General features: G+C 31.8%; 5 protein-coding genes. 2 read left to right on the top strand and 3 right to left on the bottom strand.

The window, feature by feature from the left end; translation table 11 throughout:
* Positions 1-331: 331 nt before the first annotated feature.
* Both ACFQ1R_RS13225 and ACFQ1R_RS13220 read left to right on the top strand, forming a co-directional pair.
* Positions 332-3,991 (top strand): CheR family methyltransferase, encoded by a 3,660-nt coding sequence (locus ACFQ1R_RS13225; RefSeq protein ID WP_379926744.1) that lies wholly within the window; start codon positions 332-334, stop codon positions 3,989-3,991.
* Positions 3,981-4,385 (top strand): response regulator, encoded by a 405-nt coding sequence (locus ACFQ1R_RS13220; RefSeq protein ID WP_379926743.1) that lies wholly within the window; start codon positions 3,981-3,983, stop codon positions 4,383-4,385. Before ACFQ1R_RS13225 ends, ACFQ1R_RS13220 begins: the two co-directional genes overlap by 11 nt.
* 85 nt (positions 4,386-4,470) lie before the next feature.
* On the opposite strand, the gene ACFQ1R_RS13215 is transcribed toward ACFQ1R_RS13220, so the two are convergent.
* The 3 genes from ACFQ1R_RS13215 to ACFQ1R_RS13205 form a co-directional block, all read right to left on the bottom strand.
* Entirely contained in the window at positions 4,471-8,802 is a 4,332-nt protein-coding gene (locus tag ACFQ1R_RS13215) for a M14 family zinc carboxypeptidase (protein WP_379926741.1), read from the bottom strand.
* A gap of 229 nt (positions 8,803-9,031) precedes the next feature.
* The gene (locus ACFQ1R_RS13210; RefSeq protein WP_379926739.1) at positions 9,032-16,465 is read right to left on the bottom strand and encodes a choice-of-anchor D domain-containing protein; all 7,434 of its coding nucleotides are present in this window, start codon (positions 16,463-16,465) and stop codon (positions 9,032-9,034) included.
* Between the two features lie 708 nt (positions 16,466-17,173).
* On the bottom strand, positions 17,174-18,533 hold a 1,360-nt coding region (locus ACFQ1R_RS13205; protein ID WP_379926737.1), incomplete at its 5' end, for a T9SS type A sorting domain-containing protein.

Here is an 18,533-nt window from a genome sequence, read left to right as displayed (position 1 = left end):
TTTTCAGGATTTTTTTTTGACTACTTGAAAAAACGAAAATTAGCTTTTAAAAAGTAAGTACAACATTCTCTTAAAGTGTTTTAGGAAGAAATTTGATCATAAATAGTTTAACGATATGTAAATTAACCAAAAATGCGATATCATTTGTTGCAATATGTAAAAAAACATTTTAATCGTTTTTTTTGCATATTTTTTTATTTTTTTGAAAAATATATATAAATTGTGTTAATATCATAAATGTTTTGTTTATTCTCTCAAAATTTAGTCGTTTTTGATATTTGTGTTTCATTATTTGTTGTAATATATTTACAACAATCAATTGATTTAATATATGACATCTAAAACCGAGAATAATAATCATAACGACATTTTTGTAGTAGGAATAGGGGCTTCAGCAGGAGGACTTGATGCATTACAAGAGTTTTTTAAACATATTCCTTTAAACACAGGAATGGCATTTTGTATTATACAGCATTTGTCTCCTAACTTTAAGAGTTTAATGAGTGATTTGCTTGGTAAATATTCAAAAATGCCAATATCAACTGTTGAAGATGGTGAAGAAATTAAAGCAAATCATATTTATTTAAACCCTAATAACGCCAGTTTAAAAATTTCTAACAAGGCATTTAAATATGTTCCTAAAAACGATGGTCCTGTTTTAAATTTACCAATTGATACTTTTTTTCATTCTTTAGGTAAAGAATATAAAGATAAAGCAATAGGTGTTATTTTGTCTGGAACAGGAACCGATGGATCAAGAGGTATTAAAACTCTTAAAGAAGTTAGTGGAACCATAATGGTTCAAAACCCAAAATCGGCCCAGTTTGATGGAATGCCTAATACGGCCATAGGTACAGGTTTGGCAGAATACATAGGAACACCTGCCGAATTAGCCTTAGAAATTGTAAAATTCCCAAGCAAACCATCTTTTGTAAATGCGGTAAATGGAGGATCTATCACAGAAATAGAAAATACATTCAACGATATATTAGATGTGTTATATAAGTTTTCAGGTCAAAATTTTAAAGATTATAAACATAATACTTTAGTAAGACGATTAGAAAAACGCATGGGTAGTTTAAATATTCAAGAAATATTAGAATATTTAAATTTATTAAAGGTTGATGACGATGAAAAACTTTTATTAATAAATGATTTTTATATAGGAGTTACAAGTTTTTTTAGAGATACAGAAGCTTGGAATGTTTTAAAAACAGAAATATTACCTCTTATTTTTGATAGTAAAAAACATTTTGAAACGGTTAGAGTTTGGTCTGCAGGCTGTTCAACAGGTGAAGAGGCTTATTCTTTAGCAATTATAATGGATGAGTACATTAGAGAAAATAAATTAGCTACAGATTTTAAAGTTTTTGCTACCGATGCCGATTTAAGAGCATTAGAAGTAGCTAGTAATGGCGAATATATTTTAAATATGGCTAATGAAATACCATCAAAATACATTGAAAAATATTTTACCAGAATAGGAAATTACTATCAAGTAAACAAAAAGATACGAGAAAAAATAGTATTCTCTAGGCATGATGTTTTAAATGATCCTCCGTTTATTAAGATGGATTTAATTTCTTGTAGAAATTTATTAATTTACCTTTCGGTTAAATCTCAATACCAAGTACTGGAAAAGTTTAAATTTTCACTATTAGCAAATAGTTATTTGTTTTTAGGTAGTAGTGAAACACTTGGTGATTTACAAAAAGATTTTAGCGTATTAAATGCTAAACATAAAATGTACCAAGTTAATGGTAAAAAAAAATTGTCAAACTATTTTACTTTTGATAATAATGCTTACAAACATATAGTTACAGGAAAAAGAACCGATAAACAATTGCATGTTTCAAGTCTTTTAAGTCCAATAAAACGAGATAACGAAAGTTTATTTACCAACCATTTATTAAATGAATTTGTTCCAAAAAGTGTTTTTATAGATAAAGACTATAATATTTTATTTGTAAAAGGTGATTTAAAATCTATTTTAAAAATATCAGAAGGCATAGCCCAATATAATTTATTAAAAATGATAGATGAAAAGTTGGCAGTTATGGTTCGTAATGGTGTAAAACGAGTAAAGCAAGAAAATAAAAACATAGTTTTTAATAATGTAAAAAATTCAAGTTCAGAAACAACAAGCTTAATAAATTTATCGTTTTCTAGAGTAAAATCAGATAATGATTCTGAGATATATTTAATAGTTTTTGAAGATAATTTAGATTTAAAAGAAAAAGTTACAGAAGCAATAGTATACAATCAATATAAACTAGATGAGTTTTCTAAACAAAGAATTGACGATTTAGAGTTTGAAATAAAAGCAAAAAATGCCGAATTGCAATACGTAATTGAAGAGCTAGAAACAAGCAACGAAGAGTTGCAGGCTTCAAACGAAGAATTAATGGCTAGCAACGAAGAACTTCAAGGTACTAATGAGGAATTGCAATCGGTAAATGAAGAATTATACACTGTAAACTCCGAACTTCAATTTAAAAATAAAGAACTAGCGGTTGTAAACGACGATATGCTTAACTTTTTTATAAGTACAGAAATAGGAACCTTATTTTTAGATAATAAATTAAATATAAGAAAAGTAACACCTAACATTAAAAAACATTTTGATATTGAAGAATCAGATGCAGGTAGATATATAGGAAGCTTTTCGCATAGGCTTACATCTACCAATGAAAAGGCATTTATAAAAGATTTAAAAGAAGTATTAAAAACAGGAGTAAAATTAGAAAGAAAAATTTTTGATAAAGAAGGAGTAACCTATTTAAATCGCATAATTCCATACCGAGATCGAGAACAAAATATAGATGGTGTTGTTATCACTTATGTAGATATAACCAATTTAATTCAAACCGAAAATAAATTAATTAAAGCTAATGAAGAAAGAGAAAATTTATTAAAACAGTTAGAATTAATTATGAACAACATTCCTGCAATGATTTTTTATAAAGACAATAAAAACAACCTTCTAAAAGCTAACAATTATTTAGCAAATTTATTAGGCAAAACTAAATATGAAATTGAAGGGAAAAATTTGCTAGAATTAATAGATCCATTTGTTGCAAAACAACATTTTGATGATGATTTAGAGGTTATAAATACAGGAAAATCTAAAACCAACATACTAGAATCTTACGATACTAAAAACGGTAAAGCATGGTTTACTACAAATAAAATTTTACTAAAAAATAAAGAAGACAATAATATTTTAGGAGTATCAATAGATATTACCGAGTTAGAGTTGGCAAGAAAAGAGTTAATTAATGTAATAGAAAAATTAAAAACAAGAAATGATGAATTAGCCCAGTTTGCATACGTTACCTCGCATGATTTACAAGAACCACTAAATACAATTATTGGTTTTATAGAGTTGTTAAAATCTGAAAACGAAGCAGTATACAATGAAGACTCAAAACAATACATAAAAATTGTGTTGGATGCCACAGAACGAATGAAAACTTTAATAAAAGGGATTTTAGAATATTCTAGAATTGGCAAAAATAAAATATTAACAACCTTTAAAACAAATGATTTATTAACCGAAATAATTGAAGATTTAAATAGTGTTATTAAAGAAAAAAATGCAAAAATTGAAATATTAGATTTACCATTAACTATTACAGGTTACAAGAATTCGTTAAGAACTTTGTTTCAAAATTTAATAAGCAATGCCATTAAATTTTCAAAAGTTAATGAATCTCCAATAGTTATAATTAGTGGTAAAGAAACCCCAAAATATTTAAAATTTAGTATAAAAGATAACGGTATAGGTATTGAAAAAAAACATGTTGTAAAGATTTTTGAAATTTTTAAAAGGCTTCACACAAATAAACAATATCAAGGTACCGGCATTGGTCTTGCTAAATGTAAAAAAACAGCCGAACTACATGGTGGTAGTATACATGTAAAATCTAAACTAGGAGAAGGCTCAGAATTTATAATAACCCTTTCAAAAAACATAAAAGATGATGAATAGCTACAATGTACTTTTAATTGATGATGATAGCACAACTAATTTACTAAACGAAATTCATATAAAAAAGGCAGGTATTGCAAAAAGTATTACCATAGCCGATAGTGCCTTACAAGCTTTAGATATAATTTTTGTAGAAAAGAAAATTCCAGATCTTATTTTTTTAGATTTAAATATGCCTGTAATGAATGGTTGGCAGTTTTTAGATGAATATTGCCAACGTTGTACAGATACTACAAAACCTATTATTATAGTTTTAACAGCATCAATAAATCCTGCTGATAAAGAAATGGCAGATAATAACTCATGTGTTTTAGATTTTGTAAATAAACCTTTAAATAAAGATAAAGTAAAAGGTATTATAAATAAACTTGAAAACAATATTATTACAAACTAGGCAATACTTTTTGTTATTTAAATTGTATGTTAAAAAAAAGTCCTGAAAATTAATTCAGGACTTTTTTGTAATTAGAAACCTAGGCTTAGTTTTTAATAAATCTTTTTGTCATTACTTGTTCGCCATCGTTAACTTCAAGAAAATAAGTGCCATTTTCTAAATTGCCTACAGGTATTTCTTTAGTAGTTTTCCCAATGCTTATAACCTGTCCAAGCATATTAATAATTTTATAGGATACGTTACTTTCTTTTGAAAGTTTAATGTTTAAAATAGCACCATTCACTGGGTTTGGATACAGTTTGAAATTGTTTTCAACTATAGTATTTTCAGAAACATCAAGTACTTTGCCAGAAATTGTTTTTGCAGAATTGTTAGTGCCAAGACCTGTTATAATAACTTGATCTATATAAACCAAATCGTCATTTGCACTAGCATCACATTGAAATCTGAATTGTGAGTTTGTTGCAAAATTGTATTGCGATGCATTAAGAGTTACTGTAGAAGTGTAAAAACTATTATTATTAAAGTTTGTGCCACTTACGTAGGTTTTTATAGTACTCCAGGTAGAACCGTTATAGTAAAGTAGCCAAAAATCTTCATTGGTTTCCATACTAGTTGGGTAGAAATAAAAACGGATTTCAACTTGGCTATAAGGGCTTAAATTTAAAATTGGAGATGTTATAGATGAAGCTATTCCAGAATTATCTCTTATATATAATGAGTAGCTGCCTTCATAAGATCTAGAACCTGCATATCTACCAGCATCACCACTACCCAAAGTCCATCCATCATTTCCTGTTTCAAAATATCCTTGATGTAGCACAACATTAGATGGTGCACTTGCAACTATAATCGTTCTTGTAACTTGCGTAGCGTTATTACCAGCAGCATCGGTTACATTATATGTTTTTATGTAAGTTCCGGCTACAGCGGTATTAACTGTTCCACCAATAATGATGTTAGCAGAAATATTTCCGTCTTTATTATCGGTAGCTGTAGCACCAAGTTCTGTATAGGTGTCACTAACATTAAGATTTATGGTTGATGCACCATTTAATGTAATAACAGGCGCAATAGTATCAGGAACTACATTTATGGTTCTTGAAACTTGCGTAGCTTGGTTGCCAGCAGCATCGGAAACATTGTAGTTAATATTATAAGTTCCAGCAATAGCAGTATTTACAGAGCCGCTAATTACTATGTTTGCTGAAATATTTCCATCTTTATTGTCGGAGGCAGCAGCACCAAGTTCAGTATATGTATTACCAATAAACAAGTTTAAGGTTGAAGCTCCATTTAAAGTAATTACAGGAGGTGTAGTATCAACCAAACTCTGAATGTTTATACTGTAATCTTCAACTTCACCATAAGTAAAAGCACCACAGGTTACAGGTGTTCCTCCATTTCTAAGTGAAACTCTCATTCTTGTGTTACCTGGAGTAGCACTTTGGGGAATGGTAATAGTTCCAGTTATAGTAGCAGTAGTTGAAGCTGCGCTATTTAATATAAGTTCGTTGGCATCATCAAAATCGCCATCTTTATTATAATCAATCCAAACACTAACAGCAGCAGAACGACCAGACACAATTTGTTTACCAATTGAGATTGAATAATTAGAACCCATCATGACATCGGTACTTATTGAAGTGAAATCAGAGTAGCCTCCAGCACCAAAAGCAGTTGTGTTATTAATAATGCCAAAAGTTACATTTCGTGTGTAACCACGAGCTGAACTATTGCCATTAGAAGCGCAATATACAATAGACGCAGTCGTAAAATTATAAGACGAAGAATAAGCTGAATTGGAAACACCACAATTAGATCTAACTTGTACTTCATAATTTGTAGATGCAGCTAACCCTGCTAAGTTTGCGGAAGCAGATGTTAGACCAATTAATGTAGTCCAAGTTGATGAACCTGAAATTTTGTATCTTAAATCGTAGGTAGTAGAAGGAATGTTAGACCAAGTAATATTAGTACTATTTTGAGTGGTAGATGAATTAGTTATTCCAGAAGGTACTTCGGTTACGCATGGAGCAATAAAACCAAGAACTTTAAAATCATCAAAAGTGAATCCGTCAAACGTTGTAGTTAAATCATCTTCTCTATTTGTGCTATCACTTTTAAATCTGAATCTAAACTGAATATTGCTTTGCCCCAATAAGAAACTATTTTGAGTGTTATTTATTAATATTTCTTCCATAACCCATTTATCCATAGTATCACCATCGTATATAATAGCTCCATTTAAAGATTGATGGTCTTTAAAAGCCGTTGTATTTTTATTTAAATGATAATTTGTTGCTGCAGTAGCTGCAGGTTTATTATAATTACCACAAAGCGCTGCCCAACTACTTCCAGAATTCGTACTAGCTTCAAATTGTACTAAATCATAATTTCTTTCAATATCCCATTTAGCATAAAACTGAACTAAAGCAGAACTAGAATTAGATAAGTTAATTGAAGTATTTAAAGTTAAGGTTTTAGATTCATTATTGCTGTATGAACCACTGGGAGAATCTGTAATAGCAGTAGATCCAGAATAGGCGTTATCGGTTGTGCCCCATGAACCTCCAGACGATGTCCAATTAGTTATCCCACTAACATCGGGATTGTCTTGAAATAGTATTGAAGGTTGATAGTATTTTATATAATTGGCTTGATAGATAACAAAATCATTATTACTTAAGGTAACTTGAAACTCAATTTTGTCGTTAGGTTGAATATTAGCATTTAAAATAAAAGGAATGCTTAGGTTACGTTGTTCTAATTTATTCCAACCTGTTTGAACGGGAGGCGATGTAATTGAGGTTATGTTTGATGAAATAGGAGTTACATTTAACGTTATATTATTGTAAGTTTTTCCTAGATATTCCACACCAAAGTTTAAGTTTCCAGTGGTAGTAGCAATATTACTTGCATTTAAGTCATGTAGTTTTGCAAATTTTCCTGAATATAAAACAGATAGAAAATTTGTTCTCATGGCATTTTGTGCAATTGGGGTAATTAAACTTGGACTTGGCCAAAAATCATCACCATTTTCAGGCGCGATAGTAAGCACATTTTTTCCAGAACCAGCATTAGTTTGCCCTCCTGATGAGACTGCAGGTCCGCCAAGCATCCAGTCGTTAGTATCTCCATTAGCTTCGTATAATGTGTTTGGTGCAGAACCATAAATATATCTGTTGTAGTGTGTTAAATCATGGCATAATTTAGCATACTCATCTTCTCTTCCAGAATCTAATGCCAACACGCTACCATTATATGAAGAAGTAACAATAGAATTTAATCCACCATGATGGTTTACTGCAATTTTAAAATCATGATTTAATACAAAGTCTTGCAAAATTTGAGTTTCTGGTTCAGAGCCAGCTGATGGACCTCTATAAACATTACTACTAGCCGTTGGCGACGATCCAGAATTATCCCAACCCCAATAGTAATTAAAGTTTCTATTTAAATCTACACCTCTTACATTATTGGTAGTACTGTTAGTTCCATTATCAGCAGTACCTGGTCTTAAATTTTTACGCTGTAATCCGCCTCCTGAAGGAGCTATAACTTCGTTCCAGCGTAAACCATCGGGGTTGATAATTGGTATAAAATAGAGTTCTTGGTTATCTACAACGTTCTTTATGAAAGGATCACTATCATAGTTTTCAAGAATGTACCACATAAAATACATAACGTTCATAAGGCTGTTTACTTCCCTAGCATGTGTCATTCCTGTAATTAAAGTTTCTGGTTCATTTGTCTCATCTATATTAGGATTATCAGAAATCCTTACATAATAAACAGTTTGCCCTGGCCATGTTGTAGATCCAGTTGTGTTGCCATATGTTTTTTGACCAATAGATGAAGCATCAGCTTTGATAGAAATTAAGTTAGGGTATAAACTACGCATTAAATCTAATTGTGCTAAGGTTTCACTAACAGTTAGACATCCACCCATGCTTCCTAATTGAAAATTGTTAGGCACTGTCCAATTTATTTCGCTACATTCATCATGTTGTACAGGGTTGCCAACTATAACATTTTGTTTACTCAAACTTTTTTGAGTTGATGAAGTATTACTTTTTTTATTCTTATTACTTTTAAGACTTGTTAATTCTACTTTCGCTTTTGGTAGTTCAATTGCATTTTTTTCTGAATAAAATTTGGTTAAATCATCAATTAGAATGGTATAATTAATACCATTTTTCTTTAATTCAAGTATTTCTTCATTACTTAATTCTAATTCAAGATTATTGTTAATAAATCTTGGACCACAATTTAAATCGATACCAGCTTTTTTTATTTGAATTAAAACTGATTCTGAAGGGTTTGAAATTGAAATTCTTTTTGCTGTATTGTTTTGTTGGGTAAGAGCAAAAGTACTGTATAACAGCAAAATAAGGGTTAATGTAATTTTATTCATATGGTTAAGTGGTTAGGTTGAAAACGGAGGTAATTTAGTAGATTTTTTTACACCAAATTACATTTGGTAATCTATTTTGTTAAAAAAATTAACGTTTATGGTTTTACCTTATTTAAATCAAAGAAACTGCTTACAATAAGTTTTGTTACAAAAAAAAAGAGTTCTAAAAATCAATTTAGAACTCTTAAAAAATATTTAAATTATTTGTGAATTTGTAGCTATTAAAAACTTAGTTTACCAAAACTTTTTTAGAAACTATTCCTGAAGGTGTTTTTAATTTTATAACATACGCACCAGTAGCAATGTTTTTTGTTTTTTGCTCAATATATTTTTCATTGGTACTATTAGTAAAATTATAGATTGACTGTCCTAGAATATTAAATATTTCAATTGATTCAATTTGTATTGAATTTGGATTTTGAATAATTAAACTTTTACTGTCGTTTGAAAAATAAACTTGAATATTAGTATTTGTAATTTCTTTTGTATTTAAAACTTTCGAATTTTTGAATACCAATTCAAAACGGTTTGAATATGTTCCTTTATTTAAAAATACTTCGTAATAGCTATTGTTAAGATTTTGATATACATTAAGTTGTTTGTCATAAATATAAATAGGTTTGCTATTATCAATATTTTCAAGACCATCAATTTTAATTTTGATTAAACCATCCTTCATAGTTTTAAGGCCTAAAGGTAATATTTGATCTTCATTGAAATTATTAACAGCTTGAATTACAAAATTTAAATTATTAAATTGCCAATATATGTCTTCTTTGTTGGTTTCATTAATTAGTGCATCATAACCTAAATCAAACTCATTAGAAGCATTTTCATCAACACCAACAAGTAATTGCCTGTGATATCCTGAAGGAGAATCAAACATTAATCTAATTTTTTGTCTGCTGTCTATATCAGTATCATTGCTATTTACCGATTTATTACTTTTTGAACCAGATTTTAAAAATACCGAACCAGAATTTGTGCCAGTTACAGTTTCTTTTTTAAATAATCGTTGGTTATTTTTAAATTGAATAGTTCCTCCAACTATTGGCTGAGATAATAAGCCAGATAACGATGGATCTGATATTGCAGATACAAAGAAACCTTGAGCAACAGGAATATATCTTTCTGGTATTTTGGTACCCGTTGCACCAGATGCATTTATTCTAGTATCTGTTGATATAGCTGCTGTACCACCCATAAGTGTATAAATCGCGTAACCACCTTGATAATCGGCTAAATAATGAGAGTTAATTGCAAAATGATCCCAAAAGTATAAAGCACCATTTATAACGTTTCCTGAAACATTTCTACCACCATCTGCAATACCTATATTATCCAGAATAAATTCGTTTGCGTCTATAGCCGATGCGTATGGGTTTCCTACTAAATAATCATTACCAGCGGCAATTGTTAAAGAAATGGTTCCATTATTTGGTTTACCTAGTAAAATATAATTTTGGTCTAAAGTTGCGGTTCCTGGACCTTTCATTGTAAAGCCTTCACCAGCTGATAAAGATCCTGTGCTTCTAATTTGCTGCCATAAAGAATAATTGTCACTTGCTCTGTTTGCATATTTCCATATCCAATAATCAGCATTTTTTATTGTTGGAGTAGCAGTACCGTCATAACCAGTCGCTTTAAAACCAATATTAGTGAATATGTTTAATAAATTGTAGTTTGAATTACTAGTCGGCGCAACAGGAGAAGACCAATAATTATATAAATAAGTACTTGAATTACCTTGTTGGTCACGTTCTAAAGTGCCAGTACTGGCTGCATCAAAATCGCTACCAAGTGTTTGAATTAGTTGTGATTCACCTTCCAAATCAATTGTGCCATTTAGCTTTAAGTAGTGGGTAACTGTTAAACCATTTCCTGTATTTGATGTAGTATTACCATTAACTTGTAAATCGCCACTATTAATAATTAATCCTTGTACTGCACGTTCTCTGCCTAGTGTTACATAATCTTCAATGGTTATATCGTGGTTTGTTTCTACAATATTCCAATTAATTGGAGTGGTATTGTCTATTATTGACAATGCATTTGGCAAAGTTTGCACTGAATTGTTTAGCCAAGTGCTAGGTGTAGACCAAGCACCATTTACTTGTGATTGATAGGGAAGTGGTGCAGTTTGTCTATCAACAGTATCTAAGTTTCTTAAAGCTCCTTGGTTATTGTTTCCAGACATGTCATTTGTATTTGTATATGTATATACAGACATTGGGTAATAACCTGCTAAATCAGTCCATGGGATCGAATTCAATTCGTTTTTAGTAATTGTTGTAGGAATAACATCACCTCGTTTCAAAGCTAAAGTAGAATTATCAATAATTTCTTGATTCATTACATACCTTAATTGCGTAGGAGTGAGAGCTCTATTCCATACTCTTACTTCATCAATATTCCCTTTAAAATATGCAGTATGAGTACTTTTGCCTGCAGCAGCCATACAAAATGATTGTGTTGTAGTAACAGGAGCTGGTAAACTAGCAGATGTGTCCGCAACACCATCAATATATAAAGTAGCAGTGCCGCTTGAGTAGATTACAGCTACTTCGTGCCATTGATTTTCAGGAATTGCTACCGATGATGTAACTGAAGCAGCACCACCGTTTACAATAAACTGAAGTCTTCCAGTACTATTTATTTTAAAATCATAACCTTCAGTATATGTAGCATTTCTTTTAGATAAAATAGAAGCGTTTGTTGTACCAGTATCTCTTTTAATCCAAGCTGAAATTGTGTAAGCAGAAGAGTTTAGGTTTAATTTGTTTTCCACATCAATATAGTCTACTACTCCATCAAAATAAACAGAACGTTCAACAATAACTTGTGGTGCATAACCAAAAGTGATGTATTTTGTACCATCAAAATCATAATCAGCAACAAGGTTTCCGCTTCCATCAGGAGTCATAACTCTATAATCAGCAGTAGGGTCAAAAATACCTGTGCTTGATATAAACATTAAATAGCTACCAGGAGGCGATATGTTTCTAATAGCATTTTGTGGTATTCTAACTTTACACGACGGTATGTCTCCACCATTTTCAACTACTTTCCACACACGTTGCATTGCAACAAACGAAACATTTGTAGTTAGTGAAGGTGATATGCCAGCACTCATATTAACATTTACAGTTGAAGCAGCTAGATTAAGATTTGCACCGTTATCACCCCACATTAAAAATTCTCTGTTGTTAAAATTGGTAGGATTACTTGAAATGTTGCTAGTATTTGTATTGTAAATATTTGAAAGTCCGATAGTTAGTATGCCTTGAGTACGACCGGTTCCATCTGAAGCATCATTTGAGCTTTGCGATTGCTTTTGATTTAATTGAGATGCATCATCTCTTCCTATACCTGCTACATCATAATTATATCCTGAATTCGCAACTGTATTCCAAATTACTGTACCTTGAGAGTCAATATAATTTTTATCATTTAAATTAACAGCAGTTGTACTATTGGTTTCATGTAATGTGATACCATACTTAATAGAAAGTGACGAAAGTACTTTGTGTTGATCTAAAGAAGAATTGGTTTGAGAATAACTTAAAACTTCACCAATTTTACCATCAAAATAGGTATCAAATGAGTGTCCATTTAAAGTGATTCTACCACTACCTAAAGCAAAATATGAGTTAAGAAATTCTGTAAAAGGCAAGGTTTCAAAACTTGATGATGTTTGCCCTGTAGCATTGTCTATTCTAATACCATTTTTATAAATTTCAGTTGAATTTCCAGCAGGATTGTTTTTAATGTTAAAAACAATTACTTGACTGTTATAAGAATCTGTTGCACTAGAGTAGGTTCTGCCATACGAACCATCAGAGGCTACACCTCCACTTAAACTAGGAGGTACGGTACTTACCATATGGTTTACCATAGAATCAAAATTGGTAAATCTTTGAGAACCTTTACCAAAAAATAATCCAGAACCATCACTATGCATTGTTTGTGTAGCATATCGTCCAGAAATAGGTGCTTGTGTGTTTGATAATTGTTTGTCAATTATGCCATTAGCTTTAAGAACAATGTAATATTCTCTTGCAAAATAGCCACCCTTACCTTTCATGACATCTCTATTGGCTTTTGTGAAATCTACATAAGGATTAAAGTTTAAATTTCCAGTTGCGTTATTGCCATAAACAGGGCTATTTGAGGTAACACTAACAGCATGGTTATTCATAGCTTGGTCATACCAAACTGCTATATCGCTACCGTCTGCGACAGTTCCAGCTTCTGTATTAGCTTTTAACCATAGTTTTAAGTTGGCTTTTACACCTCCTGGTCCATAAGTTGGATCTGCTAAGGGTGTTATGTGGTCACCTTGAATAAAAACATTATCAAAATTAAACCCATCATCGCTGTTAGATTGAGTAGCAAAGCGCACTCTAAACTGTACAGAAGGGGCGTTGTTTAATGCCGTTGGTAAAGGTATGCTAGCCTCAACAAAATTGTTGGCACCAGCTAAAATTGTTCCCGCAATAGTGCCACTCCAGCCATTTACGCTGCCTAAAGCACTTATACTATTGGTGTTATACCAATTGGTTCCTGAACCTACGGCACCTAAAGTAGTCCATGTTGAACCGTTTGTTGAATATTGTATTAAACCACCATCATTAGCAGCAGCTTTAAATCTAACATCTATTTTAAAAACTAGGTTATTAAAACCAGTTAAATTAATTACAGGGCTAGTTACATAAGTATTAGTATTGGTTAAATAATTATTGTAGTTATTAGTATACCAATAGTTTTTTTCTCCAACTTCTGTGCTATTTGTGCCATAAGCCCAAGTTGATCCAGAACCAGAGTTAGTCATTGTCCATCCACCATTATTATTGTCAAAATTCTCATAATATATAGTGTATATTGGTTGTCCAGCGACACCTGTACCCTGGATGTTAAAATCGTATGGATTTTCATCAGAATCATTATTAGCAATGGTAACAGTAGCTGTTCTTAGTCCAGTAGCACTAGGATTAAATGTTATTATAAATGTAGTACTACTACCTGCGCTAATTGAATTTGACGGTATTGTAGTTACTGTAAAGTCTGAAGCGTGTGCACCAGAAATTGAAACATACGGAGAACTTCCTGTTAAATTTAGCGTTCCAGATCCTAAATTTTGAATAGTAAATACATTTGGATTTGTACCAGAAGCTACGTTAATACTACCAAAATCTGTATCATCGGTTAAACTAGGTGTAGTGTCACCATCAACAATTGTTGTTGAATTACCTTGAATATTAATCTCAGGAGAACCAACAATTCCTGTACCTCTAATACTGAAGTCATAAGGATTCTCATCACCGTCATTATTAGCAATAGTTAGTGTAGCATTTTTTATGCCAGTTGTTGTTGGAGCAAACCTAATAACAAATGTAGTACTTCCAGAAGTTCCAATTGTAGCAGAAGGTATTGTAGTTACACTAAAATCAGCAGCATTAGGACCAGATATAACAATGTAGGGTGATGCGCCAGTTAAGTTTAAATTGGCAGTTCCAATATTTTGAATAGTGAAAGTTCTTGAAAAATTTGTTGCAATTGCAACATTACCAAAGTCCGTATGGTCTGTAGTTGTAGGAGTTGTGTCACCATCTAAAATACTAATTAAATTTCCTAAAATATCTATTTCTGGGTTATTTACCGTTGCTACTACTGCAACTCTAGGTGTAGATGTACAAGTACCATTGGTAGAAGAAACATAATAAGTTGTAGTAGTTGATATACTAGGAGTTGTAAAACTGTTTCCTGTAGCAATTGCACTACCACCAGTTAATGCTGTAAACCATGATATGGTGCCAATAGATGCAGTTGCACCTAAAGTAACAGTGCCTGTTCCAATTCTTGATCCTGGACTAGTGCTAGTAATTGTAGGTGTAGCATTTACGGTAATAGTAATAGTATTTGAATTATTTGAAGAGCAACTTCCACTTGTTACAACAGCACGATAATAGCTTGTTGCTGTTAAAGAACCCATTTGAACACTCGTTAATGGTGTTGAAGTAGCGCCTGAAATATTGCTAAAAGTAATATTGTCTGTTGAAACTTGCCACTGAATTGCTCCTGTATGTCCACTTAAACTAATATTAGAAGGAGAAGTTCCACTGCATATTGTTTGGTTGGTTGAAGCTGTTCCTCCCATACTAAGAGGTATTACGGTTACGGTTACAGTATTTGAGTTTGAAGAAGCGCAACTTCCATTGGTTACAACTGCACGATAATAACGTGTAGCAGTTAAAGTACCCATTTGAGTACTTGTTAATGGTGTTGAAGTAGCACCAGATATATTACTAAAAGAAACATTATCTGATGAGACTTGCCATTGTATGCTTCCTGTATGTCCGCTAAGAGTAATATTGGTAGGAGAAGTTCCTGAGCAAATACTTTGATTTGAAGTTGCAGTACCGCCAATACTATTATTAACTGTTATTTCTAATGCAGTTGAAGTTATACTGCATCCACCTGAATAAACGGTACGCCTATACCAAGTTGTTTGTGTTAATGATGGCGGAGTGTAATTTTGTCCATTGTTTGTACCTGCTGCATTACTAAACCCAGCTACCGCACTTGTAGTACTTTGTTCCCATAAATAAGTATAACTTAAGTTTCCTCCCAGAGGTAAACTTCCTATTAATATAGCAGGAGTACTACCAGAACATATAGATTGCGCTGATGAAATGGTGTTGTTTGAAATAGAAGGAGTTACTACGGTATTAGTAGTTCTATTTGTAGTAATAGCATTGTTGCAACTACCGCTAGCTAAGTTTGTTATTGTTATGGTTGTTGTACCACTATTTGTTAAAGCATTCGTTACAAAAGTACCAGTACCTGCTGTAGATACTACCATGGTTTTGGTAACACCAGTAGCAAGATTAGGAGCGGATTGATTATATGTTACAGTATAAGTTCCTACTGGTAAGTTTGCTGCACTACCATTTAATGTAACTGTAGTTGCGTTTCCTAAACACACAGGTGTTGAAGACGTGGTACTTGTTAAACTATAAGTTGGACAGGCACTTGTGCCTCTTACTAAAATTTCATCAAAACCTACGCCAACAGCTCTAACCGAACCATCTGTTCCCATTATTACTCTAAATCTTACTTGAGAATTATTGTTAAAGCCTATGTTTTCTGTACTTAAATTAATGCTTCTGTCAATCCATCCCAAACTGTTTCCGGACCATCCATTTGCGTTGTTGTTAATACCATCTACATCATTATCATTATACCAACTACCACTTACCGATCCTAAATCAGACCAACTAGAACCATTATTAAGAGAGTATTCAACTTGCATTCCATCCCAATTTGTTTCTGTATTATACCAAACTTTAAAATCAAATGTAATATTGGTAAAACCAGTTGTATTAATTGTAGGGCTTGTAGCTGTAATAAAAGTATTGTCATTATATTGTCCTGAATATAATTGTGAATAAAGGTAATTACCCGTAGCTCCAGTTGTATGTGCTGCGTTAGATCCATTAATCCATGCACCTGTTCCAGAACCAGACGAGTTTACTGTCCAACTGCCAAATCCCGAAGTGAAACTTTCAGAATATATGGTTGTTTGTGAAAATACTTTGTTTGAGAGAAGTATAAGTCCTAATAAAAGTATATTAAGTCTTAAAAAAATAGCAATATTTTTCATGAGAGATTAAGTTTTTAGCATGGGGACTAAATTATTTTAATGGCCAAATATACATTATTACTCTATGAAATGCAAAAAAAATCGATAAAATGCATTTTTATTTTTTTAAAAACCTTATATTCAATGCTTTGTGTTTTTGCTTTTTTATTATTTATAGTATGGGGTGTATAATTTTAATGTACTGGTAATTAGTGTTTTAAGAATATGCTGAAACTAATTTTTTCTTTTTTTTATTAATATATTATTAAGTAAAAAAAATCATGCATAATGCCAATATTTAATAAAAAATAGTGTTAAATATGTTTGTAATGCAAATTTACTCTAGGATATTGAAGTTTTAATTATTAAAAAATAAAGCCACATTAAATATTAAAAAATCTAGTTTAGTAGAATTAACCTTTTGAGCTTGATACTCATATCTTAAAAGTCTATACGACTATAATATTTAGTAATTAACTAACAAAAATTAGAATAATTTAGTGATAAATAGTGGGTAAACCTTATTAAAATTTAGTGTGCATTTTCTTGTTATGAAAATAAGTGCAAAAAATAAACAATATAATTTTAGAACAAAAAATATATATGGTTTAAATAAGAGAAACATAATTACTCTAAAAATAATCTATGATAATTAAATAAACTGCATCAAAAAAAACATTTTTTGATGCAGTTTAATCTACCTAATAAATTTTGTATAAACACAACTTTTTAAAACTTGATTAAGCGTTTAAGAATGCTAGTGTTTGTTTTATAGCTAGTGATTTTTACCAAATACGGTGCTTGTTCTAAATTTTGTATATCCATTACAGTAATAGTTCCATTATTACTGTAATGTTTTTGTTCATATACAAGTCTTCCATTTAAATCAAAAACTTTTATGTTAAAAGCACTATTGTTGTAGTTCAAAGGCAACTTAACAACAATTTTATTATTAAAAGGGTTAGGTGAAATATTAATGTTATTGATATTAAAATCATCAATTTCTAATGAACCATCAGGTGTAGATGGATTACAATCGTCATCAATACCATTTCCAGAAATTTCAGAAGCACCAGGGTTAATATTGAAATTTGAATCATCACAGTCAGTATTATTAATAGAATAACCTGATGGAGCAGTAGTATCGCATAGCATAGCTGAGGTTGTTGAGCCATATCCATCACCATCTGCATCTACATAATATTGGTTAAGTGGCGTAACCGTTAAGTTAAGCACCTGATCAGCAGTACAGCCATCATTAGTAATACGAAGACCAGATTGCGAGGTTGTATAAACCACAGAGTTTACAGACCAAGTATATGAATCCCCCGAACAGATGGTTACATTGGTAACAACATCGGCAGGTTTCGGTGTAACCGTTAAGTTAAGCACCTGATCAGCAGTGCAGCCATCATTAGTAATACGAAGACCAGATTGCGAGGTTGTATAAACCACAGAGTTTACAGACCAAGTATATGAATCCCCCGAACAGATAGTAGCATTAGTCACCACATCGGCAGGTTTCGGTGTAACCGTTAAGTTAAGCACCTGATCAGCAGTACACCCATCATTAGTAATACGAAGACCAGATTGCGAGGTTGTATAAACCACAGAGTTTACAGACCAAGTATAGGATGCACCCGAACAGATGGTAGCATTAGTCACCACATCGGCAGGTTTCGGTGTAACCGTTAAGTTAAGCACCTGATCAGCAGTACAGCCATCATTAGTAATACGAAGACCAGATTGCGAGGTTGTATAAACCACAGAGTTCACAGACCAAGTATAGGATGCACCCGAACAGATGGTTACATTGGTAACAACATCCGTAGGTTTCGGCGTAACCGTTAAGTTAAGCACCTGATCAGCAGTACAGCCATCATTAGTAATACGAAGACCAGATTGCGAGGTTGTATAAACCACAGAGTTTACAGACCAAGTATAGGATGCACCCGAACAGATGGTAGCATTAGTCACCACATCGGCAGGTTTCGGTGTAACCGTTAAGTTAAGCACCTGATCAGCAGTGCAGCCATCATTAGTAATACGAAGACCAGATTGCGAGGTTGTATAAACCACAGAGTTTACA

It is taken from the genome of Mariniflexile jejuense (assembly GCF_042675665.1).
GTDB classification, from domain to species: domain Bacteria; phylum Bacteroidota; class Bacteroidia; order Flavobacteriales; family Flavobacteriaceae; genus Mariniflexile; species Mariniflexile jejuense.
Note: the sequence above shows the minus strand (reverse complement) of the source record. Positions and strands in the feature narration are given on the sequence as shown.

What these genes read in the sequence shown, in the direction of transcription:
- ACFQ1R_RS13215 (WP_379926741.1), bottom strand. Translation starts at nt 8,802, where the DNA reads ATGAATAAAATTACATTAACCCTTATTTTGCTGTTATACAGTACTTTT.
- ACFQ1R_RS13210 (WP_379926739.1), bottom strand. Translation starts at nt 16,465, where the DNA reads ATGAAAAATATTGCTATTTTTTTAAGACTTAATATACTTTTATTAGGA.
- ACFQ1R_RS13220 (WP_379926743.1), top strand. Translation starts at nt 3,981, where the DNA reads ATGATGAATAGCTACAATGTACTTTTAATTGATGATGATAGCACAACT.
- ACFQ1R_RS13225 (WP_379926744.1), top strand. Translation starts at nt 332, where the DNA reads ATGACATCTAAAACCGAGAATAATAATCATAACGACATTTTTGTAGTA.